Below are 24888 nucleotides of genomic sequence, written 5' to 3' on the forward strand. Positions count from 1 at the left end.
TTGCCGTGTCCTATCAGGTCAGGCGTCCGGGGTTAAGAGGAATTCGTGCCCGTCATGACAAATCGCTTCATGGAGATCGCGCTTGCCGAGGCCCGCGCCGCCGGCGCGCGGGGCGAGGTGCCGGTCGGCGCGGTGCTGGTGCTGGACGGGGCGGTCGTCGCGCAATCCGGCAACCGGACGCGGGCGGAAAACGACGTGACCGCCCATGCCGAGGTCGCCGTCATCCGCGAAGCCGCGCGCAAGCTGGGGCAGGAACGGCTGGCGGGCGCCGACCTCTACGTGACGCTCGAGCCCTGCACGCTCTGCGCGGCGGCCATTTCCTTCGCCCGCATCCGCCGGCTCTATTACGGCGCGGAAGACCCGAAGGGGGGCGCGGTGGACAATGGCGTGCGCTTCTTCGCCCAGCCGACCTGCCACCATGCGCCGGACGTCTATTCCGGCATCGGCGGCGTGGAGGCGGCAGAGATTCTCAAGGACTTCTTCAAGGAAAGGCGTGATCCCTGATGTCTCTCGCCCTCATCCTCGCCACCGTCGCTTTCCTCGCCCTCATGTCGGCCCTCGCCGCGCGCCGCATCGCGCCCGGTGCAGAACGCCTCACCATGCAATGGAAATGGGACGGCAGGCCGAACTGGTCCCTGCCGCGAAATGCGGCCCTCGCCTTCACGCCGGCCTTCGCGGCCATCGTGCTTGCCATCGTGGCGGCGCGCGACGGGACGGCCGCGGCCATCCTGCCGGTCTGCGCCGCCTTCGTCGGCGTGCATGGGCTTCATCTCTTCCTGCTGGCCAAACGCGGGGGATGACCGGCTCTCAGCCCTCGGCGAAACGCTTCAGCCTGTCGCCGGCCAGCCGGTAGCGGATCCACTCGCCCTGCGGTTCGGCCCCGATCGCGTCATAGACGCGGATCGCCGGCTCGTTCCAGTCGAGCACGCTCCACTCGAAGCGGCCGCAGCCTTCATCGAGGGCGACACGCGCCAGATGGCGCAGGAGCATCTTGCCGACGCCGGCGCCGCGATGGCCGGGCGTCACATAGAGGTCTTCGAGATAGAGGCCGTTCCTCGCCTGCCAGGTCGAGTAGGTCTTGAACCAGACGGCAAATCCGGCCGGCTCGCCCCCGTCGGTCTCGCAGATAACCGCCCGGGTCACGGACCCCTCGCCGAAGATCGACGCGGCGACGGTCTCCTCCGTCGCGGCGACTTCGTGGAGCGCTTTCTCGTATTCGGCAAGTTCGCGGATGAAACGCAGGATGACCGCGGCGTCGGCCGCGGTCGCCGGACGGATGCGGTAGGCCGTCATGGGACTAGAAAGGCCACCAGCCGGACTTGCTCTGCTTGGCCGCCTTCGCTTCCTTCTTGCGGCGGCGCTCCTTCTGCTTCTCCGGCTCGCCGAGATCGGCCTGCGCCTCTTCCGGCAGGCGGCGATATTCGATCGGCGGATCGCTCAGGAAGCGCCGCTTGTCGGAATAGGCGCCCATCTGAAGCCGGCGGGCCTCGCGATAGGCAGCCGTCTGCTCGGCGGTCGAGAGCCTGCGGTTCGTCGCCCCCTGGGTGACGAGCGGCGAACGATAGTTGGGGTTGTCGATGTTCTCGTCCGCCTCGGCGCGCAGGCGCTCGCGCATCTCCTCGGGGCTTTCCAGCCATTCGGGATTGTCCTTGCCGGCAACGGACTGCTGCGGGCCGACAAGGGCCTGCTTGTCCTTCGGCACGACGAGGCTGCCGCGCGGCTGGTAGCGGATGTTCTTGGCGTCCTCGTTGTCCGGCTGGATCATGACGGCGTTGCCGAGGTCGTCGATCAGTTGCTCGCCGGCCGTCTTGCTCGTGCCGTAGGTGGGTCCCATGCAGCCGGTCAGGAGGAGGCTTGCGCCGAAGAGGCCGACAAGGCCGGTACGCACCCGAATATTTCGCGTCATTCCCATGAACACCCTTCCAGCAGAGCCGGTACGCCGAGACCTATCGCACGACATTAGCAATAACGTAAAACGTTAATTCGCCGTGCCATGGCGGAACAATCCGACCATTTTCAGGCAGCAATACCGGATGAAGCCGCCAAGCGCAATTCATCCGGGCAAATCGACGGCCGGAAAGCGCCGGCCGTCAACAGGCGCGCCCTCAGGCGGCGCGGCGAAAGCCGATCTCGCGCAGCGCCGCGGCATCGCGGGCCGACACGTCCGGATAATCCGGGTCGGAGCCGACATCGGTCGTGATGCGCCAGGAACGGGCGCATTTCCGGCCTTCGGCGAGCTTCGGCTCGACGGACACCCCGGCGACATCCGGCAGCCGGAAGGCTTCGGCCGGTCCCTCGCCGGCAACCACGGCGATGGCCGAGGTGATGCAGATCTCCGCGAAATCCTGGCCTTCGAGGGCCGCCAACAGCTGCGGGTCGTTCACATGGACGACCGGAGCCGCCTCCAGCGAGGCGCCGATGCGCTTCTCGCGGCGCTCGATCTCCAGCGCGCCGGTGACGACCGAGCGCACGTCGCGGATCTTCTCCCACTTGGCTTCGAGCGCGTCGTCGCGCCACTCGGCCGGCACCGCCGGGAACTGTTCGAGATGGACCGACACGGCATCGGGCCTCCGCGACAGCCAGGCTTCCTCCATGGTGAAGGGCAGCATGGGCGCGAGCCACGTGACGAGGCACTCGAACAGCTTGCGGATGACGCAGAGGGCGGCGCGGCGCTTCAGCGAGGACGGGGCGTCGCAATAGAGCGCGTCCTTGCGGATGTCGAAGTAGAAGGCCGAGAGCTCGACGTTGGAGAAATCGATCAGCGCGCGGGTGATCCGCTTGAAGTCGAAGGCGTCGTAGCCCTCGCGCACGACCGCGTCCAGCTCGGAGAGCCGGTGCAGCATCAGCCGCTCCAGCTCCGGCATGTCGGCATGGGCGATCTCCTCGCCCGTGTCGTGCGCGAGCGTGCCCAGCATCCAGCGGATCGTGTTCCTGAGCTTGCGGTAGGCGTCGATGTTGGTCTGGATGATCGTCTTGCCGAGGCGCTGGTCCTCCCAGTAGTCGGTCGTCATCACCCACAGGCGCAGGATGTCGGCGCCCGATTCCTTCATCACGTCCTGCGGCGAGACGACGTTGCCCTTGGACTTCGACATCTTCTCGCCCTTCTCGTCCATGGTGAAGCCATGGGTGACGACGGCGTCATACGGCGCGCGCCCGCGCGTCGCGCAGCTTTCCAGCAGCGAGGAATGGAACCAGCCGCGGTGCTGGTCGGAACCTTCGAGATAGACGTCGGCCGGCCATTTGAGATCCGGGCGGTCCTCCAGCGTGAAGGTGTGCGTCGAGCCCGAATCGAACCAGACGTCGAGGATGTCCATGACCTGGTGCCATTTTGCCGGGTCGTGGTCGTTGCCGAGGAAGCGCTCCTTGGCGCCCTCGGCGAACCAGGCGTCGGCCCCCTCCTTCTCGAAGGCTTCGAGGATGCGGGCGTTGACGGCGTCGTCGACCAGCACCTCGCCGTTGTCGTCGGCGAAGACGGCGATCGGCACGCCCCAGGCACGCTGGCGCGAGAGCACCCAGTCCGGGCGGCTCTCGATCATGGCGCGCAGGCGGTTCTGGCCGGCGGCGGGCACGAAGCGGGTCGCGTCGATGGCGGAAAGCGAGCGCGAGCGCAGCGTGGTGCCGTCGCCGAGCTCCTTGTCCATGTAGACGAACCATTGCGGCGTGTTGCGGAAGATGACCGGCTTCTTGGAGCGCCAGGAATGCGGGTACGAGTGCTTGAGGCGCCCGCGGGCGAACAGCTTGTCGGCCGCGATCAGCGCCTTGATGACGCGCTCGTTGGCATCGCCCTTCCTGCCGTTGTCGTCCATGACACGCGCGCCCTCGAAGCCGGGCGCGTCGGCGGTGTAGAAGCCGGCGTCGTCGACGGTGAAGGGGATGCGGGTCGGGATGCCGCGCGCCTCCAGTTCGCGGGCCGCCGCCGTCCAGGCGTCGAAGTCCTCGCGGCCATGGCCGGGCGCGGTGTGCACGAAGCCCGTGCCGGCATCGTCGGTGACGTGGTCGCCGTCGAGCAGCGGGACGGGGAAGGTGTAGCCGAGGTCCTTCAGCGGGTGGGCGCAGGTGATGGCGGCGAGTTCCTCGGGCGCGACGTCGCGGACGAACCTGAAGGTGAGCTTCGCCTTGGCAGCCGCCTCGTCGGCAAGGCGCGTCGCGAAGATCAGCCTCTCGCCCGGCTGCGGGCCGAAATCGTTCTGCGCGGTTTCGACTTCATAGAGACCGTAAGGGTAGCGCGAGGAGAAGGCGATGGCGCGGTTGCCGGGGATCGTCCAGGGCGTGGTCGTCCAGATGACGACATGGTTGCCCTGGAGGTCGGCCGGACCTTCGACGACCGGGAACTTCACCCAGATCGTGTCGCTCTCGACGTCGGCATATTCGACTTCCGCCTCGGCCAGCGCCGTGCGCTCGACGACCGACCACATGACGGGCTTGGAGCCGCGGTAGAGCTGGCCGGACCTGGCGATCTTCAAGAGCTCGCCGGCGATGCGGGCCTCGGCGTGGAAGTTCATCGTCGTGTAGGGGTTCTCGAAGTCGCCCTCGATGCCGAGGCGCTTGAACTCGTCGGTCTGGACCTTGATCCAGCCGGCCGCGAAGTCGCGGCATTCCTTGCGGAACTCGTTGACCGGGACCTCGTCCTTGTTCTTGCCCTTCTCGCGGTACTTCTCCTCGATCTTCCATTCGATCGGCAGGCCGTGGCAGTCCCAGCCGGGCACGTAGTTGGCGTCGTAGCCGCGCATCTGGAAGGAGCGGGTGATGACGTCCTTCAGGATCTTGTTCAGCGCGTGGCCGATATGGATGTTGCCGTTGGCATAGGGCGGGCCGTCGTGCAGCACGAACTTCTCGCGGCCGGCGGCGGAGGCGCGCAGCTTCCGGTAGAGGTCCATCTGCTGCCAGCGGGCCACCGTCTCCGGTTCCTTCTGCGGCAGGCCGGCGCGCATCGGGAAGTCCGTCTGCGGCAGGTAGAGGGTGGACGAATAATCGACTTTTTCGGGCGTATCGGTCATGGGTATGGCTATCGTCTCATCGCGCGCATCTTCGCGCATGCGGGGGAATATCGGTCAATGCACCGGCAGTGACGGCGGGGGCGCTTTCAAGAACGCCCGAAATCCCGGACCTTCCGGCCTCGCTCAGAGCGCGCGGAAGGCCGGGCCACTAATTCGCAGATCGATGGTCGGCCGGTGGAGCATCATGCGCGCGGTCTTACGGCCTTTTCGGCGTTTTGAAAAGACGGCGGAGATATTTTGGGCGCTGTCGGCGGTTGGCAGCGGATTGCCCCTCATCCGGCTGCCGCCACCTTCTCCCCGCAAGCGGGGCGAAGGGATATGCCGCACCGTATTCCTCAAACAATGCCGGTTCGTGAGGCAAGTCCCCTCTGCCCGCTTGCGGGGAGAGGGTTGGGGTGAGGGGCAATCCGCACGGAAAAGCTCAGAAACAGAGGCGCGCGTCGATCGGCCCCAGCGGCCTGACGCCGGCAATGAGCGTCCTCGCCTCCTCCTCGTCGCGCTTCATCTGCACGACGAGCGCGTCGAGGCCGTCGAATTTCAACTCGTCGCGCAGGTGCCCGAAGAAGGAGACGGTTGAGACCTCGCCGTAGAGATCGCCGGAGAAATCGAAGAGGAAGGTTTCGAGCAGCGGCGCGCCGTCCGCATCGACCGTCGGGCGGCGGCCGTAGCTGGCGACGCCGTCGTGGAGGCTGCCGTCGGGGCGGCGGAAACGCACGGCATAGATGCCGTTGCGCAGTTCCACTTCCGGCGGAAGCTGCATGTTGGCGGTCGGGTAGCCGAGCGTGCGGCCGAGCTTCTTGCCGCCGATGACCTCGGCCTCGACCGTATAGCGGTAGCCGAGCTGGCCCGCCGCCTCCGCGACCGCGCCTTCCCCGAGGAGCGCGCGGATGAAGCTGGAGGAGATGACCGAGGCGTTCTCGTCGCGGAAGGCATCGACCAGCGTGACGCCGAAACCGTTCTCCTGGCCCGCCGCCATCAGGAAGGCCGGGCCGCCTTCCCTGCCCTTGCCGAAATGGAAATCGAAGCCGGTGACGACCTCGGAGGCGTGCAGCCAGTCCAGCAGCACCGAGCGGATGAAGTCGTGCGCCGACATTTCCGAGAAGGTGCGGTCGAAGGGATATTCGATGACGGCGGCAAAGCCCATGCCTTCGAGGATGCGCGCCTTCAGGGGCGCCGGCGTCAGGCGGAAGACGGGGCGCTCGGGCCGGAAGACCGTGCGCGGATGGGGCTCGAAGGTGAGCACGAGCGCGGGGATGCCGCGGCTCGTGGCGATGTCGAGCGCACGCTGCAACACCGCCTGGTGGCCGCGGTGCACGCCGTCGAAATTGCCGATGGCGACGACGCCGCCGCGCAGATGCTCCGGCAGCGGCTCTTTCGTCTCGTTCCTGTGAAATACCGTCATGGCCGACCGTCTCCGTCCCGTCACTGCAGCCGGGGCATCCACCATTTCGGGCGGGCGTCTTCCCGGGCGAGGAAGGCGTCCAGCCTTGCCTCATCCGTGCGGCCGGCGTCCACATATTCCTTCGCGTGGATGCCGCCGGAAATGTAGAGCACGTCGAGGCCGAAAGCTTCCGCGCCGCGCACGTCGGTCGGCATGCCGTCGCCGATGGCGATCACCCGCGACAGGTCGAAGGCGCCGCGCACCTCGTGCGCTTCGGCGAGCGACCTCTCGTAGATCGGCCGGTTCGGCTTGCCGGCGATCTGCGTCGTGCCGCCGAGCTCGCCATAGAGCGCGGCGAGCGCCCCGGCGCAGGGAATGAGCCGGTGGCCGCGCTCGACGACCAGGTCCGGATTGGCGCAGATGAAGGGCAGCTTGCGGGCGGCGAGCCGGGCAAGCTCCCCTCGGTAGTCCTCGACGGTTTCCGCCTCGTCCTCGCGCAGGCCCGCGCAGACCGCGATGCCGGCCTCATCGAGGCCGACCGGTTCGACATCGAGGCCGCCGAGCAGGGGCAGGTCCTTCTCCGCGCCGATGAAGTAGATCTCCCTCGGGCCCTCGGCGATCAGCGCGCGGGTGACGTCGCCGGAGGTGACGATGCGGTCATAGGCTTCGTCCAGCACGCCGAGGCCGCGGATCTGCACCTTCACCCCCGGATGGGGACGCGGCGAATTGGTGATGAGGACGACCGTGAGGCCGGCGGCGCGGGCGGCGGCAAGCGCCTCGGAGGCTTGCGAAAAAGCCTCCACGCCGTTGTGCAGGACGCCCCAGACGTCGCAAAGCACCACGTCGTACAACGAGGCGATGTCGCCGAAGGATTGGATGCGTTGAGCCATAAGGAATCCCGTGTCGAGGTCGAGCCCGGCTGACATTGCAAAGCGACGGCAAGAAAACAAGCCTCCAGACTGCCGGCAAAGTCCGCCAAACCTCTCCTTTGTCATGGCCGGGCTTGCCCCGGCCATCCATAAGCCTTTGAAAAGAATGGGCCTCGGGTCAAGCCGAGGACGACGGCGTATCTGGGGCGATATTTGCCATCGAACCGCCTCTCCACACAATTTTGCCCCATCGACAGGCAAACTGCCGAACATTCATCGAGCCGGCTTGATGGCGCGCGATGGCTTTCCCATCTGGTGGGGGCGTTGCGAAGACCCCTCATCCCCCGCCGATAACCATTCCCGGCGAAATAATTTCGGGCCGCCGTTCTTGACTCGAAACGCGCAGCCGCCTATCTCGGCTGCGCTAGCACTCACAAGCGACGAGTGCTAACATCAATCCAACGGATCCGCATCGCGATCCGCAATGTCATTTGATCGAGGGAAAAGACAATGGCAAGCACCAACTTCCGCCCGCTTCACGACCGCGTCGTCGTTCGTCGCGTCGAGTCCGAGGAAAAGACCAAGGGCGGCATCATCATCCCCGATACCGCCAAGGAGAAGCCGCAGGAAGGCGAAATCGTCGCCGTCGGCTCCGGCGCCCGTGACGAAAGCGGCAAGGTCGTCGCGCTCGACGTCAAGGTCGGCGACCGCGTCCTGTTCGGCAAGTGGTCGGGCACCGAAGTCAAGCTCAACGGCGAAGACCTTCTGATCATGAAGGAAGCCGACATCATGGGCATCATCGGCTGATCGGCCGGTAATTCCCTTCCGAAATCCGCTGACACCTCTTTTCAGGAGTTCTCACAATGGCAGCCAAAGAAGTCAAGTTCGGCCGCACCGCGCGCGAAAAGATGCTGCGTGGCGTCGACGTCCTCGCAGATGCAGTCAAGGTAACGCTCGGCCCAAAGGGCCGTAACGTCGTCATCGACAAGTCCTTCGGCGCTCCGCGCATCACCAAGGACGGCGTTTCCGTCGCCAAGGAAATCGAACTGGAAGACAAGTTCGAGAACATGGGCGCGCAGATGGTCCGCGAAGTCGCTTCGAAGACCAACGACGTCGCCGGTGACGGCACCACCACCGCAACCGTTCTCGCCCAGGCGATCGTGCGCGAAGGCGCCAAGGCCGTCGCCGCCGGCATGAACCCGATGGACCTGAAGCGCGGCATCGACCTCGCCGTCGCGGAAGTCGTCAAGGATCTCCAGGCCAAGGCCAAGAAGATCAACACCTCGGAAGAAGTCGCGCAGGTCGGCACGATCTCGGCCAACGGCGAGCGCCAGATCGGCCTCGACATCGCCGAAGCCATGCAGAAGGTCGGCAACGAGGGCGTCATCACGGTCGAGGAAGCCAAGACCGCCGAGACCGAACTCGAAGTCGTCGAAGGCATGCAGTTCGACCGCGGCTACCTCTCGCCCTACTTCGTCACCAACCCGGAAAAGATGGTCGCCGACCTCGAGGACGCCTACATTCTCCTGCACGAGAAGAAGCTCTCGAACCTCCAGGCCATGCTCCCGGTTCTCGAAGCCGTCGTCCAGACCGGCAAGCCGCTGGTCATCGTCGCTGAAGACGTCGAAGGCGAAGCCCTCGCGACGCTCGTCGTCAACAAGCTGCGCGGCGGCCTGAAGATCGCCGCCGTCAAGGCCCCGGGCTTCGGCGACCGCCGCAAGGCCATGCTGGAAGACATCGCCATCCTGACGGGCGGCACGGTCATCTCCGAAGACCTCGGCATCAAGCTCGAGAACGTGACGCTCGACATGCTCGGCAAGGCCAAGAAGGTCTCGATCTCCAAGGAAAACACGACGATCGTCGACGGTGCCGGCCAGAAGGCCGAGATCGAAGGCCGCGTCGCGCAGATCAAGGCCCAGATCGAGGAAACCACCTCCGACTACGACCGCGAGAAGCTCCAGGAGCGCCTGGCCAAGCTCGCCGGCGGCGTCGCCGTCATCCGCGTCGGCGGCTCGACGGAAGTCGAGGTGAAGGAAAAGAAGGACCGCATCGACGACGCCCTCAACGCGACGCGCGCTGCCGTTCAGGAAGGCATCGTGCCGGGCGGCGGCGTCGCCCTGCTGCGCTCCTCCACGAAGATCGCCGTCAAGGGCGAGAACGACGACCAGGAAGCCGGCATCAACATCGTCCGCAAGGCGCTGCAGTCGCTGGTCCGCCAGATCGCCGACAACGCCGGTGACGAGGCCTCCATTGTCGTCGGCAAGATCCTCGAGAAGAACGAGGACAACTACGGCTACAACGCCCAGACCGGCGAATACGGCGACCTGATCCAGCTCGGCATCGTCGACCCGGTCAAGGTCGTCCGCACGGCGCTCCAGAACGCCGCTTCGGTCGCCTCGCTGCTGATCACGACGGAAGCCATGATCGCCGAACTGCCGAAGAAGGACGCTCCGGCCATGCCGGGCGGCATGGGCGGCATGGGCGGCATGGACATGATGTGATAGGCCGAAAGCCTGTCGCATTCGAGCCATCCGGTTCGGTTTCGGAAGGGGCGGTCTTCGGGCCGCCCTTTCTGTTTTTCGCCGCAACCGGACCTGTATCGTTGCCGTGAAAAGAATTTTTTCATTTGTACAATAATTCTCAAAAACCCGTTGCTGGCATAAAAAAACCAATTATAAAGGCGCTCCAAGTGAACTTTAATGTTCACGCGGGATTCAAGCACTGGTTGGCGGCAGGACATGCCGGCCGGCCCTGCGGCGGCAATCCCTGAAGTTTCGAAAGAACCGCCGTGCGGCCCGAATGGAGAGGCATCGGCGGTCTTCACGCGTACGTCCGATCCGCTGAAGACAGACGGAGCCGGACGAAGTTCAGTACATGAGAAAGTGGTTCGGCGGACTTCGAGGGATGTCAGCCGGCACTCTCTTTTAGCATGTCGCACGCCGCAAGAGGGTGAGACGTGGGGACCAAATTCGAGCAACTGCCCTGGGGTTGTCGGTGTTCAAGATAATCAAGACTGATCTCTCGTCTCCGTTCCTGCCGGGATCGATGGAATTCGACGAGACGGACAACGAGCTGCTGACGCAATATTGCGTGACGGAGCGCTGGACCGGCGATCTTTCCAACGGCCTCTTCACGCTCGGCGACAAGGCGGCGCTGGCGCACGGCCTGCCGCAGCGCACCTGCGGCCTGCTGAACCTCATCCGCTGCTACGAGCCGCTCGACCGCACGCGCGTGCTGGAACTCTTCGAGCAGGCGGCGGCCTCCTCCTCGTCCTTCTGCTTCTCCACGACGATCCACCTCGACGGCGCGCCGCGCCAGCCGGTGTTCTGCGTCGGCGAATCGACGGGCCTGGAGGAGAAATATGCCGGCACGATCATCGGCGTCTTCATCTTCCCGCGCTTCCAGATCGACCTCGCCGGCCGGCGCTTCAAGCGGCAGTAGAGCGGTTCAGGCCGCTTCGACCACCGCCCCCTCGCCGACCCGGATCCGTTCGATCGGCACCGGGCGCCCCAGGAAATAGCCCTGCGCCTCGTCGCATCCTTCGTCGAGAAGGATGTCGAGCTGGCTGCGCGTCTCCACGCCTTCCGCCAGCACCGGCACGCGCAGCGTCTGGCCCAGCGCCAGGATGGCGCGGATGATCGCCTTCGCCTCGGGGCTCGCCTCGACCTCGTTCATGAAGCTGCGGTCGAGCTTGATCTTGTCGAAGGGGAAGGCGCGCAGCGTCTCCAGCGACGAGTATCCCGTGCCGAAATCGTCGATGGCGATGGTAACGCCGAAGGCCTTGATCCGGCGGAGCGTGTTGAGGGCGCGCTCCTTGTCGCCGATGATGGTCGATTCGGTGATCTCCAGTTCGAGGCGGTGCGGGCTGAGGCCGGTTTCCAGGAGGACGCGGTGCACGAGGTCGGCGACATCGGCGTTGCCGAGCTGGACCGGCGACAGGTTGACGGCGATCTTGTGGTCGTTGTCCCAGGTCGCCGCCTCGCGGCAGGCCTCGCGCAGCACCCATTCGCCGATCGGCAGGATGGCGCCGCACTCCTCCGCGATCGGGATGAATTCGGATGGCGGGATCGTGCCGCGCACGGGGTGGTGCCAGCGCAGCAGCACCTCGTAACCGACCGTCTCGCCGGAATGGACCGCCTTCTGGACCTGGTAGTGAAGCTGCAACTCCCCGCGCTCCACCGCCTGCCAGAGATCGTTCGCGATGAGGCGGCGGCTGCGGGCGGCCTCGTCCATCGACACCTCGTAGAAGCAGACCGTCTCCGTCAGCGCCTCCTTGGCGCGGTACATGGCAAGGTCGGCATTGTTGAGCAGCGCTTCGATGTTGTCCGCGTCCTGCGGATAGATCGCCACGCCGAGGCTGGCGCCCGGCTTGATGTCGTAGCCGTCGATGCGGATTTCCTCCTTGAGGCAGGTTTCGAGGCGCTGGATGAAGTCGGTGAGGTCCGACATGTCCTCGAAGCGTTTGGCCGCCGCGAACTCGTCGCCGCCGAACCGGGCGACCGTCTCGTCCGCCTGGAGGCAGGCCTGCATGCGCCTGGAGAGCGTGACGAGCACTTCGTCGCCCGCCGCATGGCCGCGCGTATCGTTGATCTCCTTGAACTTGTCGAGGTCGATGCCGATGGCCGCGACCTTGCCGCCGGACCGGCCGGCCGAATCGAGATCGGCTTCCAGCCGGTTGTGGAAGCTCGCGCGGTTCGGCAGCCCCGTCAGGCTGTCGTGGCGGGCGAGGAAGGAGATCTGCTCTTCGGACCGCAGGCGCTCGGAAATGTCCTCATAGGTCGCGACCCAGGCACCGTCCGGCAGCGTGCGGTAGCGCATCTGCACCGAGGCGCCGCTCGACAGCTTCTCGACGATCGTGCCGCCGCCGTTCGCCTGGATGGCGGCGCGGTGGCGTGCATAGACGTCGCGCGCCTTGGGCTGCCAGACATCCGGGTCGGGATAGATGTCGGCAAGGCCGCGCTCGATGATCTCGCGGAACGTCATGCCGGGACGGATGCGGCCTTCGGGAAAGCGGAAGATTTCGCCGTAACGCCTGTTCGCGAGCAGCAGGCGCTCGTCGCGGTCGAACAGGCAGAGCCCCTGCGACATGTTCTCCAGCGCCAGGTCGAGGTTCTTCGTCACCTCCGCGAGGCGGTCGGCATCGGTCTTTTCCTTCGTCACGTCCTTGGTGATCTTGGCATAGCCGATCAGCGTGCCGCCGGCATCATGGATGGGGTCGATGACGACGTTCGCCCAGAAGCGCGATCCGTCCTTGCGGTAGCGCCAGCCTTCGTACTCGGACTTGCCCTCTTCGCGGGCGGTCCTGAGCGCGCGTTCCGGCAGGCCGGCCGCGCGGTCCTCAGCGCTGTAGAACTGGGAAAAATGCCGGCCGACGATCTCGTGCGCCTTGTAGCCCTTGTTGCGCTCGGCCCCCTCGTTCCAGTTGGCGACGCGGCCTTCCGGATCGAGCATGTAGATGGCGTAATCCTTGACGCCCTGGACGAGCATGGCGAACTGGCGCGTGCTCTCGCTTGCGGCGAGCTCCGCCTGCCGCGCGAAAACCGCGGCCGTCAGGCCGGTGAAGAGCAGCGAGAAGGCGACGGCCGCGATCAACGGCACCATAAGGCCCGTCGAAATCAACGTATCGTCGCTTACCGGCACGAGGCCCGGCTCGACCGTCACGGCCGCCATCGCCGTGAAGTGGAGCGACACGACGCCCATAGCCATCAGGGCGGTCGCATAGGCCCGGTCGCGCGCACGCGGCTGCGCACGCATGCAGGCAAGGAGCGCGAGCGCGCCGAAGAGGCCCGCAGAGGCGACCGAGGCCAGCACATAGGCGCTGTCCCAATGGATGGTGCCCGGCAGTTCCACGGCGGACATGCCGATGTAGTGCATCGAGGTGATGCCGGCGCCGAGCACGAGGCCGCCGGCCACCACCGCGCTCGTACCGGAAATGCAGGTGGCGAGCGCAAGCCCGACCGTCGTGACCACGATGGCGACGGCAAGCGAGACGAGCGTGAGCGCCATGTCGTAGCCCATGACCACGCCGGGGTCATAGGCCAGCATGGCGATGAAGTGCGTCGCCCAGATGCCGAAGCCGCTCGACGTGCCCGCCGCTCCCAGCCACAGCGTTCGGGCCATGCCCTCGGCCACCCGCGCCCTCTGCGCCAGCGTGACCGCCACGAAGCAGGACAGGAAGCAGATGAAGGCCGCAAGGAGCACGAGCCGCAGGTCGTGCTCGACAGTCAGGCAGGTCAGAATGCGGAACATGAAAGGTCACCGGGCAGGATCGAGATGGCCCCACTCAGCCGGAGAACACTAAAAAATGAGTGAATTGAGAAACCTTCGCGCCGGGGCGGCGCGACTTGCGTTTTGTCATACTTAACGAATGTCAAAACAATACAACTGTTTCAACATATAACAATTATGCCGTTCAACCCACGCGGCGGAAGAGGCCTCAGAGCGTGAGCGCCTTGAGGTCGGCCGCCGGATCCTCAAGGGTGGCGCGATCGGGCGTTCGGCCCATCTCGATCAGCTTCTTGCCGACCACGTAGGCCTTCGCGTCGTTGACCGCATCGACCGCGATCAGCCTGCCCTGGCGGAAGTACCAGACGGAGACGCTGCCTTCCCGCTGGCCGGGGCGCACGAATGTATCGTCGAAGCCCATGCAGAAGCCGGCGATCTGCAGCTTCACGTCATACTGGTCGGACCAGAACCAGGGTTTGGGCTCGTAGGGCGCATCGCCGCCGGCGATGATGGCGGCCGCCGCTTCGGCCTGGTCGACGGCGTTCTGCACGGATTCGAGCCGCACGCGGTTGCCCTCGAACGGCAGGACGGCGCAATCGCCCATGGCGAAGATCGAAGGATCCGAGGTGCGGGCATGGGCATCGACCACGATGCCGTTCGCGACCTCCAGGCCCGCATCGCGGGCAAGCCGGTCGTTGGGCGCGACGCCGATGCCGGCGATGACCACGTCGACCGGCAGCACGAAGCCATCGGTCAGCTCCGCGCCGGTGACGCGGCCGTTCTCGCCGATGAGGCGCACGAGGCCGGTCTTCTCGCGCACGTCGACGCCGCGCGCCGTGTGGATCGCCTTGAGGATGGTCGCGGTCGCCGGCGAGGCGACGCGGGCGAGGATACGGTCGGCCATCTCGATGACGGTGACGTCGAGGCCCCTGCCCCGCGCGACGGCCGCCGCTTCGAGCCCGATATAGCCGCCGCCGACGACCAGCGCCCGGCGGCCCTCCTGCATCTCGACGCCGAGGCGGTCGGCGTCGCGGTAGTCGCGCACGGTGAAGACGCCGTCGAGGTCGCCGCCGATCTCGGCCGGCAGGCGGCGGGGCGTCGCGCCGGTGGCGAGCGCCAGGACGCCGTAATGCAGGGCCGAGCCGTCGCCGAGCGTCACCGTCTTCTCCGCCCGGTCGATGGACGTGACCTCGGTCGACAGGCGGATGTCGACGTTGTTTTCCGCATACCAGTTTTCCGGGCGGAACATCAGGCGGGACAGGTCGGCCTCGCCGAGCAGGTATTTCTTGGAAAGGGGGGGACGCTGATAGGGATGGCTGGCCTCGGCGGAAACGATCGTGATCGGCCGCTCGTCCTTCAGCGCACGCAATTTGGCAACGAGCGCAAACGCGGCCTGACCGCCGCCCACAACAACCAGTCTTCCCGTCACGATGCTACGTCCCGTCCTTCGTCATGCAAGAGGTAATGCGCCCCGGCAGGCGGCGTCAACGTGCCGTCGCGCCGCCCGTTCCTTCGTTTGCGTCAGGCTTTCGCCGGTATGTCGAGGCCCTTCTGCGCCGCCGGACGGGCAAGGCACCGCTCCAGCCAGGCCGTGACCGCGGGGAAGCCCGCATAGTCGAGGACCTCGCGCCCGCCGTAGAAGACGTCGGCACCGCGCACCCACGGGTAGGTCGCGATGTCGGCGATGGTGTGCTCGTCGCCCATGATCCAGCGGCGGTCCTTCAATCGTCCTTCGAGCACCGAAAGCAGGCGCTTCGTCTCGTCCCGGTAGCGCTCCATCGGGTAGGAATTGTTGGCGACCTTGTCGGCGGCGAACTTGTAGAAATGGCCGAACTGGCCGAACATCGGCCCGATGCCGCCCATCTGGAACATGACCCAGCAGATCGTCTCGTAGCGCGCGGCCGCATCGGCGGGGATCAGCTTGCCGGTCTTCTCCGCAAGGTAGATCAGGATCGCGCCGGACTCGAAGAGGCCGATCGGCTTGCCGCCCGGCCCGTCCGGATCGATGATCGCGGGGATACGGCCGTTCGGGTTGAGCGAGACGAATTCCGGCGATTTCACGCCCTCCGGCCCGAACTCGATGCGGTGCGGCTCGTAGGGAAGGCCAAGCTCCTCCAGCGCGATCGACACCTTCACGCCGTTCGGCGTCGGCAGCGAATAGAGCTGGATGATGTCGGGATTGCTGGCGGGCCACTTCTTGGTGATGGGGAAGGACGACAGGTCTGCCATGGGGGGCTCCTTGCGGTGGGAGTTCATAGATAGGACATTGAAATCGGGTTTGTCAGGCCCAGGTCGAAAACATTCCAACGCCGATGAAACGGAGGGCGCATGACGATCTTCCAGGGCATCAACGTCGTCTCGGTCTCAGTCGACGATCTCGACACGGCCCGCATCTTCTATCGCGATACCCTCGGGCTCGGCGCACCGGTCTACGACCTGCCGGAGGCGGGATGGATCGAGTTTTCCGCCGGCGCGCAGGGCGGCAACATCGCGCTGACGCGTGCCGAAGCGGGCAGGCGGCCGGACTTCGGCACGACCATCGTCCTCAACGTCGAGGATTGCCGGGCGGCGGTCGAGGAACTGCGCGGCCGCGGGGTGCGCTGCGACGACGCGCAGGATTTTCCCGGCTTCGTCACCTTCGCGAGCTTCTACGACCCTTTCGGCAACAGGCTGCAAATGTGCAGCCCCGCACCCGAGGCGTGACGGTCAGAGCGCCTTGCGCACCCGCTCGATGATCTCCGCCACCACCGGGTCGCCATCGTGCCCCGGCTTGCGGGCGCGCACGAGGCAGGCCTCCGACTTCAGGATCACGCCGTCGGAGAGGATCTTCAGGTGGTTGGCCTTGAGCGTCGAGCCGGTCGAGGTGATGTCGACGATGATGTCGGCGGAGCCCGAGGCCGGCGCGCCCTCCGTCGCCCCCAGGCTCTCGACGATGCGGTAGAGCTGGATGCCGTGGTTGCCGGAGAAGAACTGCTGGGTGAGCCGCCAGTATTTCGTGGCGATGGTCAGGCGCCGGCCGTGGCGGGCGCGGAAATCGGCGGCGACGTCGCCGAGGTCGGCCATCGTGTCGACGTCGAGCCAGATTTCCGGCACGGCGACGACCACATCCGCATGACCGAACCCGAGGCGGGCGCAGAACTCAACGCGGGCATCGGCCTCCGCCAGACCCTCGCGCACGAGGTCCTCGCCCGTCACGCCGAAATCGACGGTGCCGGCCGCGATCTCGCGGGAGATTTCCGAGGCGGAGAGGAAGGCGATCTCGATGTCGTCGCGGCCCTCGACGCGGCCGCGATAGGAGCGGTCGTTGCCGACGGCCGTGACGGTGAAGCCGGCGCGGGCCAGCACGGCCGAGGAGTCTTCCTTCATGCGCCCCTTGGAGGGAAGGCCGATGGTGACGGTCATGCGGCGGCTCCCTTCAGGCTTGCGATGCGGTCGAGCCAGAGCGAGAAGCCGACGGCCGGAATGCGCTCCTTCGCGCCGAGCAGGGTCAGCAGCCGGTCGAACCGGCCGCCGCCGGCAAGCACCGAGCCATCGCCGGCCGGCGTGATCTCGAAGACGAGGCCGGTGTAATAGTCGAGCGGACGGCCGAAGGCGGCGCGATAGGTGATCGCGGCCGGATCGACGCCGGCCTCCTCAAGCGCGGCGACGCGCTGCTCGAAGCGCACCAGCGCCTCGCCGAGCGAAAGGCCGGCCTTTTCCGCAAAGGCGGCGAGCGCCCGCGGCGCCTCGGCAAGGCAGAGCTCCAGCGCGAGGAACTCCTTGAGCAGCGCAAGCGTGCGGCCGTCGAGCCGCGTGCTGGCAAGCTCCATCTTCTCGCGCAGGCGCCGGGCGATGTCGGCGGGGCTGCGGCTGGCATTGGTGGAGTAGCCGGTCGCCTCCATGGTCGCGTCGATATGGGCGATCAGCGTCGCCTCGTCGTCGAGCTTGCCGAGGATGGCGAGGCGTTCGACCTCGGGGCCGAAGACGCCGGCGGGCGCGGGATCGGAGAGGTCGGCCATCAGCTTCTGCAGCTGCGCCTGGTTGCCGAAGGCGTGCACGAGCCGCTTCTGCCAGCCCGCCGGCAGGCCGCAGGCGGCGACCACCGCCTCGAAGACCGCTTGGTCGCCGAGCACGGTCGACAGCCGGACCCCGGGCAGGCGCCCGGCAAGGATGGCGAGGGCATCGCAGACGGCGCGCGCATCGGCATTTGCGACATCCGGCTCGCCGAGGTCTTCGATGCCGGCCTGATAGAACTCGTTCGACCCCTCGCGGCGCTGGCGGAAGACCTCGCCGAGATAGGCATAGCGCCGCGGCGTGCCGGTCGCCGTCTCGATGTGGCGAAGGCAGACGGGAATGGTGAATTCGGGCCTGAGGCACAGGCTCTCGCCGGTCTCGCTCTCCGTCATGAAGATGCGCCGGCGCAGGTCCTCGCCCGCCATGTCGAGGAACGGACCGGCCGGCTGGATGACCGGCGTGTCGACGCGCTCGGCGCCGAGGCTTTCGAGGTCGGCGATTAGATCGGGGGCGAAGGCGGGCAGGTTGATCAGAGGCATGGGGAATTACCCCCCTCTGTCCTGCCGGACATCTCCCCTTCAGGGGGGGAGACCGGCAAGGCGTTGGACCTTGAAGCCAATTCAACCGTTTGCGATGGGCGAAACAGAGCGCCATCCCATCTTCCCCTTAGAGGGGGAGATGTCCGGCAGGACAGAGGGGGGGATCGCAACGCGCGGACAACCATCACCGTCAGCCGGCCCGCGCCCGATCTTCGGCCTGCGCGGCAAGGATTTCGCGGACTTTCGCCACCAGCTCGGCTTCCGGTACGGAGACCTGCGCCACACGCGCCTCGCGCCAGGAGGTGTTGTCCTCGATCTCGCCGGAAAGGCGCTTGCCCTCGATCAGGTCCTTGATCTGCACGAGGCCTTCGGCCCGCTCGTCGCCGCCCTGGATGATCGCGACCGGCGCGCCGCGACGGTCGGCATATTTGAGCTGGTTGCCGAACTTCTTCCAGTTGCCCTGGTACATCTCGGCGCGGATGCCGGCGGCGCGCAGCGCCTGCGTGAAGCGCTGGTAGCGGCCCATGCTCTCGACGTCGCCGTCCATGACGGTGACGAGCACCGGCGCGACCACCTCGTCCTGCCCCAGCTTGCCGAGGTTCTTCAGCGCCGTCATGAGGCGCGAGACGCCGATGGAGAAACCCGTCGCCGGAACCGGCTGGCCCATGAAGCGCGAAACGAGGCCATCATAGCGCCCGCCGCCGCCGACCGAGCCGAAGACGACCGTCTCGCCCTTCTCGTTGGTGACGGCGAACTGAAGCTCGGCCTCGAAGACCGGGCCTGTATAGTATTCGAGGCCGCGCACGACGGAGGGATCGATCTTGATGCGGTCCGGCCCGTAGCCGGCAGAGGTGACGAGATGGCCGATCTGGTTCAGTTCGTCGACGCCCTCCCTGCCTCTCGCGGTGCCCTCGACCAGCCTGGCGAGGTCGGCGGCGCTTTCCGCATAGTCCTTGATGCCGACGAAGAACAGGACCTTGTCGATCTGGTCCGCGTCGAGGCCCGCGCCCTTGGTGAAGTCGCCGGATTCGTCCTTGCGGCCTTCGCCGAGCAGCAGCCTCACGCCCTCGGGGCCGAACTTGTCGAGCTTGTCGATGGCGCGCAGCACGGTGAGGCGCGCGCCGGCTTTGTCCTCGCCGCCGAGGCCGATCGCCTCCAGGACGCCGTCAAGGACCTTGCGGTTGTTGACGCGGATGACGTAGTCGCCGCGTGCGATGCCGAGCGCTTCCATCGTGTCGGCCATCATCATGCACATCTCGGCGTCGGCCTGGACGCCGCTCGCGCCGACCGTATCGGCGTCGAACTGCATGAACTGGCGGAAGCGGCCCGGGCCGGGCTTCTCGTTGCGGAAGACGTAGCCGGCGCGATAGGTGCGGTAGGGCAGCTGGATCTCGTTGAAGTTCTCCGCGACATGGCGGGCGAGCGGCGCGGTCAGGTCATAGCGCAGGCTCATCCACTGCTCGTCGTCGTCCTGAAGCGAGAAGACACCCTCGTTGGGGCGGTCGGCATCGGGCAGGAACTTACCGAGGGCGTCGGTATATTCGAAGAGCGGGGTCTCGACCGGATCGAAGCCGTAGCGCTCGTAGACCTCGCGGATCTTCGCCGTCATCTCGTTCACGGCGCGGATGTCCGCAGCGTCGCGATCGACGAAGCCCCGCGGCAGGCGGGCCTTCAGCTTCTGTGGTTTTTTCTGCTTTTCGCTCATCGGGATACCCGAAATCCGTATTTCGTTGCCGGTTTCCCTAGCGGATTGGGCGGGCAGCGGCAAGGGCGGAAGGCCGGCATCACGGCCGGCGCGACAGCGAATCCCAACTGTGCACGATGACGGCGGAGGAGACGGGCGACAGCGCCTCGGGAATGAGGGTCGAGTGCGTGTCGCCGCGGATGATGCCGCGCATCTCCGACTGGAAGGAAAGCCGCTTCAGCTGTACGTAACCGGACGGGATCGACGTCATGGAAAGCGCCCTGCCGCCGTAGATCTCGATGCTGGCGATCTCGCGGGCACAAAGGCTTGCAACAAGCGCCTGGTCCTCAAGGCAATCGCGGTAGGGACCGATGAGATAGCGGCGGATGCTGGTGCCGACGACGGCGCGCATTTCCGGGCTCTCGCGATACTCCTGCTGCGAGCCGCCGAGATAGCGGACGTCGCGCCCCTCCCAGAGATTGCGGCTCTCGCGGGAGGCGAGGACCGAGGCCAGCAGGCGACGTTCGGTCTGGGCATCGGCACGGCGCAGAAAATCGACGATGGCCCCCGTCGCCCGCAGGTCCGGCACGGCGACAACGCGTTCCCAGCGCGAGACGGTGGTGGAGGCGAAGCCGAGCTTCCAGGCGATGTCGTCCTGGGTCAGCCCCATCTTGAGGCGATAGGCCCGCAGCTGGTCGACCAGGTCGTGGTCGGTGGTGAGGACGAAATCGGGCACGTTCAACCTTATAGGGCAGAGAATGAAACCGCATCTTCCAGTCGAGCAAACGACCAGCCGCCGTGCTTCCGGCGGCTTTCCTTGTCGGCTACCCTTAACGATAGGTAAACGTCGATCCATCCCGCTTGGCAAGAAGCCGGTGGACCTGGTGTGCGTTTTCCGCCGGGCGACGGCCAGAAGGAGCCGGTGCATCCGTCGCCGGACGCATGCCCTGCAGGGCACCGGCTGCACCTTCGCGGACCGACCGAATGGACCTGAAATCGACATCCACACGCCTTGCCTCCGTGGCCGAGCTGATCGGCATCGATCCCGGCCGGCTGCGGGACGCCTTCGTCTGCGAGGAGTGGAGCGCGGACCTTTCGACCGGCCTCCTGCGGCTCGGTCCGGAAACGGCCGTCCTGCACGGCGTTTCGGGAACCCGCTGCGGCATCATGGAGCTCGTGCGCCTCTACGACCCGGCCGACCGGCAGAAGGTCCTGCTGGCGCTGGAAGAGGCGGCGACGATCTCCACCGCCGTCAGCTTCGCCGCCACGATCCGGCCCGGCCCGGGCCTCTACCGGCCGGTCTTCTGTTTCGGCCGGTCCGAGACCGCGGACGGAACGGGCGGCATCGTGCGGGGCACTTTCGCCGTCGCCCGCCTCTGCCTCGACACGGCGGCGAGAAAGCGCTGCAACCTGAACTGACCCTTTTCTTTTGCGCGGCGAGCGCCTATCTCTCGGTCGATGAGACAAATCCTCTTCGCCCTCGCCGTCCTGGGCGCCGTTCTTTCCGGCTGGGTGCCGGCGATCGCGGCGACGCTGAGCGTTGCGCAGCCGTCCGGCGTGCATCATGCCATGCACCAGACGGCGACCGAGGAGGGCGAGCACGGCAAGTCGAAACCGGCCGCCCATCCCATCGCCTGCTCCGCCTGCTTCGCGATCGAGGCGGAACGGCTCGAACCGCCGAACCGCGTCCTCGACGTTTCGAGCCGGGTCTGCGCCGCCATGCCGCGCTTTGCCGGCCTTGCGCTTTCGCCGCTCGATCCGCCTCCCCGGTCCTGACCTTCGCTTGACCAGGCTTCCGGGTGCTTCCCACCCGGCCATCAACCGTATTCAGAACTGGAAAAGACAATGAACGCAAAGACCATGCTTCTCGGCGCAGCCATCGCGCTCGCCGCCGCCATGCCCGCAAGGGCCCAGGAGGCCGACCATTCCGCCCATGGCACGACGATGGGCGAACCGGCCGCAGACCAGAGCGCCTCCACCAAGGCCTTCATCGAGGCCAATGCGAAAATGCACAAGGGAATGGAGATCCCGTTCACGGGCGATGCCGACGTGGACTTCGTGCGCGGCATGATCGCCCACCACCAGGGCGCCATCGACATGGCGAAGGTCGAGCTCGAGCACGGCAAGGACCCGGACATCCGCAAGCTCGCCGAAGAGATCATCGCCGCCCAGGAGGGCGAGATCAGGATGATGGAGGCGTGGCTGGCGAAGAACGCCAAGTGACACGCGGAAGGCCCGCCGCCGGAGCGGCGGGCCATTCCGATCGCCTATTCGCCGGCCGGCCTTCGATGGACGGACGAGGCCTCGACCAGCGAGGCCGCGATCACGCGGGCCATCATCAGGCTCGTCTCGCGAATTTCGGTGCTGGTGCCGCTGCGGGCGGACCGGATCAGGCGGAAGCCTTCCCGGAGCATGATCTCCTGGGCCTTGTCGCAGGCCCAGCCCTCAAGTCGAGATTCATCGATTGCAGATGCGTTTGGCGCCATGATTCCCCTCATGCCAAATCATTCAGCACAAAGCGGCACGCCGCGACTACGCACGCGCACGTCGACCCCAGAACTTCCGATGTATGAAATTGCCGCTTGACCTCAAGCTACATGATTCGTTGTAAAATCAAACAGGTATTTGCAAAGGCAATACGGGAATTATGGCCGTTCGAGCAGATTTCTTTTCCGTTCGACTTCCTCGCGGCAGAAACATCCCTCCACATGGTCGTTGACGAGGCCCATGGCCTGCATGAAGGCATAGACCGTGGTGGGGCCGACGAAGGTCCAGCCGCGCCTCTTCAGGTCCTTCGACAGGCGCACGGAAGTCGGCGTCGTCGGGTTGGCGACGATCGTGTCCCAGTCCACCCGCGCCGGCCGCTCCTCCGGCCGCGGCTCGAAACTCCAGAAATAGCGGGCGAGCGAGCCGAACTCGTCGCGCAGCGCCTGGGCCCGGCGGGCGTTGTTGATCGTCGAGACGATCTTGCCGCGGTGGCGCACGATGCCGGGATCGGCGAGGCAACGGGCGATGTCCTCGTCGCCGAACGCGGCCACCCTGTCGAAATCGAAGCCGGCGAAGGCGGCGCGAAAGCCCTCGCGCTTGCGCAGGATGGTGAGCCAGGAAAGGCCGGACTGGAAGCCTTCGAGGCAGATCTTCTCGAAAAGGCGATGATCGCTGGTGACGGGATGGCCCCATTCCTCGTCGTGATAGCGCCGGTAGTCATCCAGGTTGCCGTGCCAGGCACAGCGCGTGCGCCCATCCTCGCCCATCGTCAGTCCGCGTTCCGTCACTGCCGCCTCCGTTTCCTTTTTGTTCCGGTTTACCACTCATCAACCACATTTGGAAAGCAGGCAATAACCCTACCCAAAGCTTTATCGGCGCCATGCATGTCCAATGAACGGGCGTTTACCATTCGCTTCATCGGAGGGTGCAAGCATCCTTTCGAACCGGCGCCGTCTTTCCTCCCGATCCTGCGGCGCATCCTGGCGATCAGTAGCGAGTACGTCCGATGTTGATACGAGTCTTTCTGGCAACGGCCCTTTTGTGCACCACGACCTCCGCCTATGCGAACGACCGGTACATGAGCCGGCCGCCCGTCATCGTGAGCCCCGACCTCACCGCCCCGTGGCTGATGCAGTTGACCGGCGAAGGCGTGCAGCCGGCCGTCAACACGCGCCGCATCATCCAGCGCCAGCGCGTGCAGCAGCGCCGCATCATCCGCCGCGACGGCGTCGCCCGCGTCGAGCAGGTGGCGGTGACGAGCCGCGCGCAGAACCCGATCCGCTCGAAAATCGATCCGATGTACCTGCCGCAGATCGTCTCCTACGAAACCAGGTACAAGGCCGGCACGATCGTCATCGACACCAACAACCGCTTCCTCTACCTCGTGCTCGGCGACGGCAAGGCGCGGCGCTACGGCGTCGGCGTCGGCAAGCCGGGCTTCGAATGGGCCGGCACGCACACGATCACCCGCAAGGCCGAATGGCCGAGCTGGACGCCGCCGAAGGAGATGATCCGGCGCGAGGCCGCCAAGGGCCACTACCTGCCGGCCTTCATGGAAGGCGGGCCGGAAAACCCGCTCGGCTCGCGCGCCATGTATCTCGGCTCGACGCTCTACCGCATCCACGGCACGAACGCGCCCTGGACGATCGGCTATGCGGTCTCGTCCGGCTGCATCCGCATGCGCAACGAGGACGTCGTCGACCTCTACGAACGCGTGAAGGTGGGCACGAAGGTCATCGTGATCTGATACCGGAAAATCCTTCAAACGGGCAGCGAACGGACATCTCCGGCCACCTGCGTGGCCGGAGATGTCCGTTTTCCGGCCGCGTTTGCAGCAACGCCCCGAAGAAATCCGCCTTCACAATCGTCTTACTGCCGACAAGCCGGCTTGAAATCGGTCAGGACTCGGCTAGCCTCGCGGAATTGAGGATTGAGAGGGAATATACCATGCGGAAATACGCATCGATCTTGCTGGCGGCGACCTTTGCGGCGACGGCGGTCATGCCGGCCACGTCGGCGAACGCCTTTCCCGGCGCCCCCCGGGGCAGCCAGGTCGAGACGGCCTCCAACGTGACGCTCGTCCAGCAACAGAACAAGAAGCAGGTCGCGCAGAAATACAGGCGCACCAAGGTGCGTTTCGTCACCGACCAGGCGCCGGGCACCGTCATCGTCGATACGAACAACAAGTATCTCTACTACGTCGAGGGCAACAACAAGGCGACGCGCTACGGCATCGGGGTCGGCCGCGACGGCTTCGGCTGGTCGGGCGTGGTGAAGGTCGGCCGCAAGGAGGAATGGCCCGGCTGGACGCCGCCGGCCGAGATGCGCCGCCGCGAGGCCAGGAAGGGCCGCATCCTGCCCGCCTACCAGCCCGGCGGCATCGACAACCCGCTCGGCGCCCGCGCGCTCTATCTCTACAAGGGCGGCCGCGACACGATCTTCCGCATCCACGGCACGAACCAGCCGTGGACGATCGGCCAGAACATGTCGTCCGGCTGCATCCGCATGATGAACAAGGACGTGGAGCATCTTTACGCCCGCGCCGGCATCGGCACCAAGGTCATCGTCGTCGGCCCCGGCAACCGCCAGGGCGCCGTGAGCTACAACGACCGCGGCGTCGACTTCTTCGGCACGCTCTTCGGTTTCGGCGGCTGATCGCCTGTCTTGTAATGGTCCTGCAGGATGCCGGCCTCGCGCCGGCATTCCTTTTTAA

General features: G+C 66.2%; 25 protein-coding genes. 11 read left to right on the forward strand and 14 right to left on the reverse strand.

Annotated elements, in window-relative coordinates:
- Nucleotides 1–54: 54 nt before the first annotated feature.
- Entirely contained in the window at nucleotides 55–504 is a 450-nt protein-coding gene (locus tag ACIIOY_RS03525) for a nucleoside deaminase (RefSeq protein ID WP_411033241.1), read from the forward strand.
- Nucleotides 504–800 carry a hypothetical protein gene (locus ACIIOY_RS03530; RefSeq protein ID WP_411033242.1) on the forward strand — a complete coding sequence of 99 codons (297 nt, stop codon included), beginning with the start codon at nucleotides 504–506 and terminating at the stop codon, nucleotides 798–800. Before ACIIOY_RS03525 ends, ACIIOY_RS03530 begins: the two co-directional genes overlap by 1 nt.
- Before the next feature lie 7 nt (nucleotides 801–807).
- On the opposite strand, the gene ACIIOY_RS03535 is transcribed toward ACIIOY_RS03530, so the two are convergent.
- From ACIIOY_RS03535 to ACIIOY_RS03555, 5 genes are all read right to left on the reverse strand, one after another.
- Nucleotides 808–1293 carry a GNAT family N-acetyltransferase gene (locus ACIIOY_RS03535; protein ID WP_411033243.1) on the reverse strand — a complete coding sequence of 162 codons (486 nt, stop codon included), beginning with the start codon at nucleotides 1291–1293 and terminating at the stop codon, nucleotides 808–810.
- A 4-nt stretch (nucleotides 1294–1297) separates the two neighbouring features.
- A complete protein-coding gene (locus tag ACIIOY_RS03540; RefSeq protein ID WP_411033244.1) occupies nucleotides 1298–1912 on the reverse strand; it encodes a hypothetical protein in 615 nt (204 codons plus the stop codon).
- A gap of 193 nt (nucleotides 1913–2105) precedes the next feature.
- The gene (gene ileS / locus ACIIOY_RS03545) at nucleotides 2106–4997 is read right to left on the reverse strand and encodes an isoleucine--tRNA ligase (RefSeq protein WP_411033245.1); all 2892 of its coding nucleotides are present in this window, start codon (nucleotides 4995–4997) and stop codon (nucleotides 2106–2108) included.
- Between the two features lie 421 nt (nucleotides 4998–5418).
- The gene (locus ACIIOY_RS03550) at nucleotides 5419–6399 is read right to left on the reverse strand and encodes a bifunctional riboflavin kinase/FAD synthetase (RefSeq protein WP_411033246.1); all 981 of its coding nucleotides are present in this window, start codon (nucleotides 6397–6399) and stop codon (nucleotides 5419–5421) included.
- Nucleotides 6400–6419: 20 nt separating this feature from the next.
- On the reverse strand, nucleotides 6420–7268 hold the full coding sequence (locus tag ACIIOY_RS03555; RefSeq protein ID WP_411033247.1) for a TIGR01459 family HAD-type hydrolase: 849 nt from the start codon (nucleotides 7266–7268) through the stop codon (nucleotides 6420–6422).
- A gap of 489 nt (nucleotides 7269–7757) precedes the next feature.
- On the opposite strand from ACIIOY_RS03555, the gene groES reads away from it, so the two are divergent.
- The 3 genes from groES (at nucleotide 7758) to ACIIOY_RS03570 (ending at nucleotide 10688) form a co-directional block, all read left to right on the forward strand.
- The gene (groES, locus tag ACIIOY_RS03560; RefSeq protein ID WP_004109735.1) at nucleotides 7758–8054 is read left to right on the forward strand and encodes a co-chaperone GroES; all 297 of its coding nucleotides are present in this window, start codon (nucleotides 7758–7760) and stop codon (nucleotides 8052–8054) included.
- Nucleotides 8055–8110: 56 nt separating this feature from the next.
- Nucleotides 8111–9748: a chaperonin GroEL gene (groL, locus tag ACIIOY_RS03565; RefSeq protein ID WP_411033248.1), complete on the forward strand. Its 1638-nt coding sequence runs from the start codon at nucleotides 8111–8113 to the stop codon at nucleotides 9746–9748.
- Between the two features lie 493 nt (nucleotides 9749–10241).
- Complete coding sequence (locus ACIIOY_RS03570) at nucleotides 10242–10688, forward strand: hypothetical protein (RefSeq protein WP_411033249.1); 447 nt, start codon at nucleotides 10242–10244, stop codon at nucleotides 10686–10688.
- A gap of 6 nt (nucleotides 10689–10694) precedes the next feature.
- Here ACIIOY_RS03570 and ACIIOY_RS03575 read toward each other — a convergent pair whose 3' ends face one another.
- The 3 genes from ACIIOY_RS03575 to ACIIOY_RS03585 form a co-directional block, all read right to left on the reverse strand.
- A complete protein-coding gene (locus ACIIOY_RS03575) occupies nucleotides 10695–13496 on the reverse strand; it encodes a bifunctional diguanylate cyclase/phosphodiesterase (RefSeq protein WP_411033250.1) in 2802 nt (933 codons plus the stop codon).
- 187 nt (nucleotides 13497–13683) lie between these two features.
- On the reverse strand, nucleotides 13684–14901 hold the full coding sequence (locus tag ACIIOY_RS03580; RefSeq protein WP_411033251.1) for an NAD(P)/FAD-dependent oxidoreductase: 1218 nt from the start codon (nucleotides 14899–14901) through the stop codon (nucleotides 13684–13686).
- A gap of 92 nt (nucleotides 14902–14993) precedes the next feature.
- Nucleotides 14994–15701 carry a glutathione binding-like protein gene (locus ACIIOY_RS03585; protein WP_411033252.1) on the reverse strand — a complete coding sequence of 236 codons (708 nt, stop codon included), beginning with the start codon at nucleotides 15699–15701 and terminating at the stop codon, nucleotides 14994–14996.
- A gap of 99 nt (nucleotides 15702–15800) precedes the next feature.
- Here ACIIOY_RS03585 and ACIIOY_RS03590 point away from each other — a divergent pair, with 99 nt between their 5' ends.
- Nucleotides 15801–16175 (forward strand): VOC family protein, encoded by a 375-nt coding sequence (locus ACIIOY_RS03590; RefSeq protein WP_411033253.1) that lies wholly within the window; start codon nucleotides 15801–15803, stop codon nucleotides 16173–16175.
- Nucleotides 16176–16178: 3 nt separating this feature from the next.
- Here the strand turns inward: ACIIOY_RS03590 and hisG are convergent, their stop codons facing one another.
- The 4 genes from hisG to ACIIOY_RS03610 all read right to left on the reverse strand — a co-directional run bounded on the left by hisG (nucleotide 16179) and on the right by ACIIOY_RS03610 (nucleotide 20424).
- Complete coding sequence (gene hisG, locus ACIIOY_RS03595; protein WP_411033254.1) at nucleotides 16179–16874, reverse strand: ATP phosphoribosyltransferase; 696 nt, start codon at nucleotides 16872–16874, stop codon at nucleotides 16179–16181.
- Nucleotides 16871–18004 (reverse strand): ATP phosphoribosyltransferase regulatory subunit, encoded by a 1134-nt coding sequence (locus ACIIOY_RS03600; RefSeq protein WP_411033255.1) that lies wholly within the window; start codon nucleotides 18002–18004, stop codon nucleotides 16871–16873. The genes hisG and ACIIOY_RS03600 overlap by 4 nt, the downstream gene beginning before the upstream one ends.
- 190 nt (nucleotides 18005–18194) lie before the next feature.
- Complete coding sequence (gene hisS, locus ACIIOY_RS03605) at nucleotides 18195–19709, reverse strand: histidine--tRNA ligase (protein WP_411033256.1); 1515 nt, start codon at nucleotides 19707–19709, stop codon at nucleotides 18195–18197.
- A gap of 79 nt (nucleotides 19710–19788) precedes the next feature.
- The gene (locus ACIIOY_RS03610; RefSeq protein ID WP_411033257.1) at nucleotides 19789–20424 is read right to left on the reverse strand and encodes a helix-turn-helix domain-containing protein; all 636 of its coding nucleotides are present in this window, start codon (nucleotides 20422–20424) and stop codon (nucleotides 19789–19791) included.
- A 248-nt stretch (nucleotides 20425–20672) separates the two neighbouring features.
- Here ACIIOY_RS03610 and ACIIOY_RS03615 point away from each other — a divergent pair, with 248 nt between their 5' ends.
- From ACIIOY_RS03615 to copM, 3 genes are all read left to right on the forward strand, one after another.
- Nucleotides 20673–21107: a hypothetical protein gene (locus ACIIOY_RS03615; RefSeq protein WP_411033258.1), complete on the forward strand. Its 435-nt coding sequence runs from the start codon at nucleotides 20673–20675 to the stop codon at nucleotides 21105–21107.
- A gap of 39 nt (nucleotides 21108–21146) precedes the next feature.
- Nucleotides 21147–21464 (forward strand): hypothetical protein, encoded by a 318-nt coding sequence (locus tag ACIIOY_RS03620; protein ID WP_411033259.1) that lies wholly within the window; start codon nucleotides 21147–21149, stop codon nucleotides 21462–21464.
- Between the two features lie 69 nt (nucleotides 21465–21533).
- The gene (gene copM / locus ACIIOY_RS03625; protein WP_411033260.1) at nucleotides 21534–21911 is read left to right on the forward strand and encodes a CopM family metallochaperone; all 378 of its coding nucleotides are present in this window, start codon (nucleotides 21534–21536) and stop codon (nucleotides 21909–21911) included.
- 44 nt (nucleotides 21912–21955) lie between these two features.
- Here the strand turns inward: copM and ACIIOY_RS03630 are convergent, their stop codons facing one another.
- Together ACIIOY_RS03630 and ACIIOY_RS03635 are read right to left on the reverse strand one after the other, a co-directional pair.
- On the reverse strand, nucleotides 21956–22174 hold the full coding sequence (locus ACIIOY_RS03630) for a hypothetical protein (RefSeq protein ID WP_411033261.1): 219 nt from the start codon (nucleotides 22172–22174) through the stop codon (nucleotides 21956–21958).
- Between the two features lie 159 nt (nucleotides 22175–22333).
- Entirely contained in the window at nucleotides 22334–22963 is a 630-nt protein-coding gene (locus tag ACIIOY_RS03635) for a DNA-3-methyladenine glycosylase I (RefSeq protein ID WP_411033262.1), read from the reverse strand.
- Nucleotides 22964–23181: 218 nt separating this feature from the next.
- Between ACIIOY_RS03635 and ACIIOY_RS03640 the strand changes: the two genes are divergently transcribed.
- Both ACIIOY_RS03640 and ACIIOY_RS03645 read left to right on the forward strand, forming a co-directional pair.
- Nucleotides 23182–23922: a L,D-transpeptidase gene (locus ACIIOY_RS03640; protein ID WP_411033263.1), complete on the forward strand. Its 741-nt coding sequence runs from the start codon at nucleotides 23182–23184 to the stop codon at nucleotides 23920–23922.
- Between the two features lie 200 nt (nucleotides 23923–24122).
- Complete coding sequence (locus ACIIOY_RS03645) at nucleotides 24123–24830, forward strand: L,D-transpeptidase (RefSeq protein ID WP_411033264.1); 708 nt, start codon at nucleotides 24123–24125, stop codon at nucleotides 24828–24830.
- Nucleotides 24831–24888 lie beyond the last annotated feature (58 nt).

This window comes from Shinella agrisoli (assembly GCF_046557955.1).
Lineage (GTDB): Bacteria > Pseudomonadota > Alphaproteobacteria > Rhizobiales > Rhizobiaceae > Shinella.

What these genes read in the sequence shown, in the direction of transcription:
- ACIIOY_RS03540 (WP_411033244.1), bottom strand. Translation starts at nt 1,912, where the DNA reads ATGGGAATGACGCGAAATATTCGGGTGCGTACCGGCCTTGTCGGCCTC.
- ACIIOY_RS03585 (WP_411033252.1), bottom strand. Translation starts at nt 15,701, where the DNA reads ATGGCAGACCTGTCGTCCTTCCCCATCACCAAGAAGTGGCCCGCCAGC.
- ACIIOY_RS03630 (WP_411033261.1), bottom strand. Translation starts at nt 22,174, where the DNA reads ATGGCGCCAAACGCATCTGCAATCGATGAATCTCGACTTGAGGGCTGG.
- hisG (WP_411033254.1), bottom strand. Translation starts at nt 16,874, where the DNA reads ATGACCGTCACCATCGGCCTTCCCTCCAAGGGGCGCATGAAGGAAGAC.
- ACIIOY_RS03550 (WP_411033246.1), bottom strand. Translation starts at nt 6,399, where the DNA reads ATGACGGTATTTCACAGGAACGAGACGAAAGAGCCGCTGCCGGAGCAT.
- ACIIOY_RS03640 (WP_411033263.1), top strand. Translation starts at nt 23,182, where the DNA reads ATGTTGATACGAGTCTTTCTGGCAACGGCCCTTTTGTGCACCACGACC.
- ACIIOY_RS03590 (WP_411033253.1), top strand. Translation starts at nt 15,801, where the DNA reads ATGACGATCTTCCAGGGCATCAACGTCGTCTCGGTCTCAGTCGACGAT.
- ACIIOY_RS03620 (WP_411033259.1), top strand. Translation starts at nt 21,147, where the DNA reads ATGAGACAAATCCTCTTCGCCCTCGCCGTCCTGGGCGCCGTTCTTTCC.
- ileS (WP_411033245.1), bottom strand. Translation starts at nt 4,997, where the DNA reads ATGACCGATACGCCCGAAAAAGTCGATTATTCGTCCACCCTCTACCTG.
- hisS (WP_411033256.1), bottom strand. Translation starts at nt 19,709, where the DNA reads ATGAGCGAAAAGCAGAAAAAACCACAGAAGCTGAAGGCCCGCCTGCCG.
- ACIIOY_RS03615 (WP_411033258.1), top strand. Translation starts at nt 20,673, where the DNA reads ATGGACCTGAAATCGACATCCACACGCCTTGCCTCCGTGGCCGAGCTG.
- ACIIOY_RS03530 (WP_411033242.1), top strand. Translation starts at nt 504, where the DNA reads ATGTCTCTCGCCCTCATCCTCGCCACCGTCGCTTTCCTCGCCCTCATG.
- ACIIOY_RS03645 (WP_411033264.1), top strand. Translation starts at nt 24,123, where the DNA reads ATGCGGAAATACGCATCGATCTTGCTGGCGGCGACCTTTGCGGCGACG.
- ACIIOY_RS03555 (WP_411033247.1), bottom strand. Translation starts at nt 7,268, where the DNA reads ATGGCTCAACGCATCCAATCCTTCGGCGACATCGCCTCGTTGTACGAC.
- ACIIOY_RS03535 (WP_411033243.1), bottom strand. Translation starts at nt 1,293, where the DNA reads ATGACGGCCTACCGCATCCGTCCGGCGACCGCGGCCGACGCCGCGGTC.
- groES (WP_004109735.1), top strand. Translation starts at nt 7,758, where the DNA reads ATGGCAAGCACCAACTTCCGCCCGCTTCACGACCGCGTCGTCGTTCGT.
- copM (WP_411033260.1), top strand. Translation starts at nt 21,534, where the DNA reads ATGAACGCAAAGACCATGCTTCTCGGCGCAGCCATCGCGCTCGCCGCC.
- ACIIOY_RS03575 (WP_411033250.1), bottom strand. Translation starts at nt 13,496, where the DNA reads ATGTTCCGCATTCTGACCTGCCTGACTGTCGAGCACGACCTGCGGCTC.
- groL (WP_411033248.1), top strand. Translation starts at nt 8,111, where the DNA reads ATGGCAGCCAAAGAAGTCAAGTTCGGCCGCACCGCGCGCGAAAAGATG.
- ACIIOY_RS03525 (WP_411033241.1), top strand. Translation starts at nt 55, where the DNA reads ATGACAAATCGCTTCATGGAGATCGCGCTTGCCGAGGCCCGCGCCGCC.
- ACIIOY_RS03600 (WP_411033255.1), bottom strand. Translation starts at nt 18,004, where the DNA reads ATGCCTCTGATCAACCTGCCCGCCTTCGCCCCCGATCTAATCGCCGAC.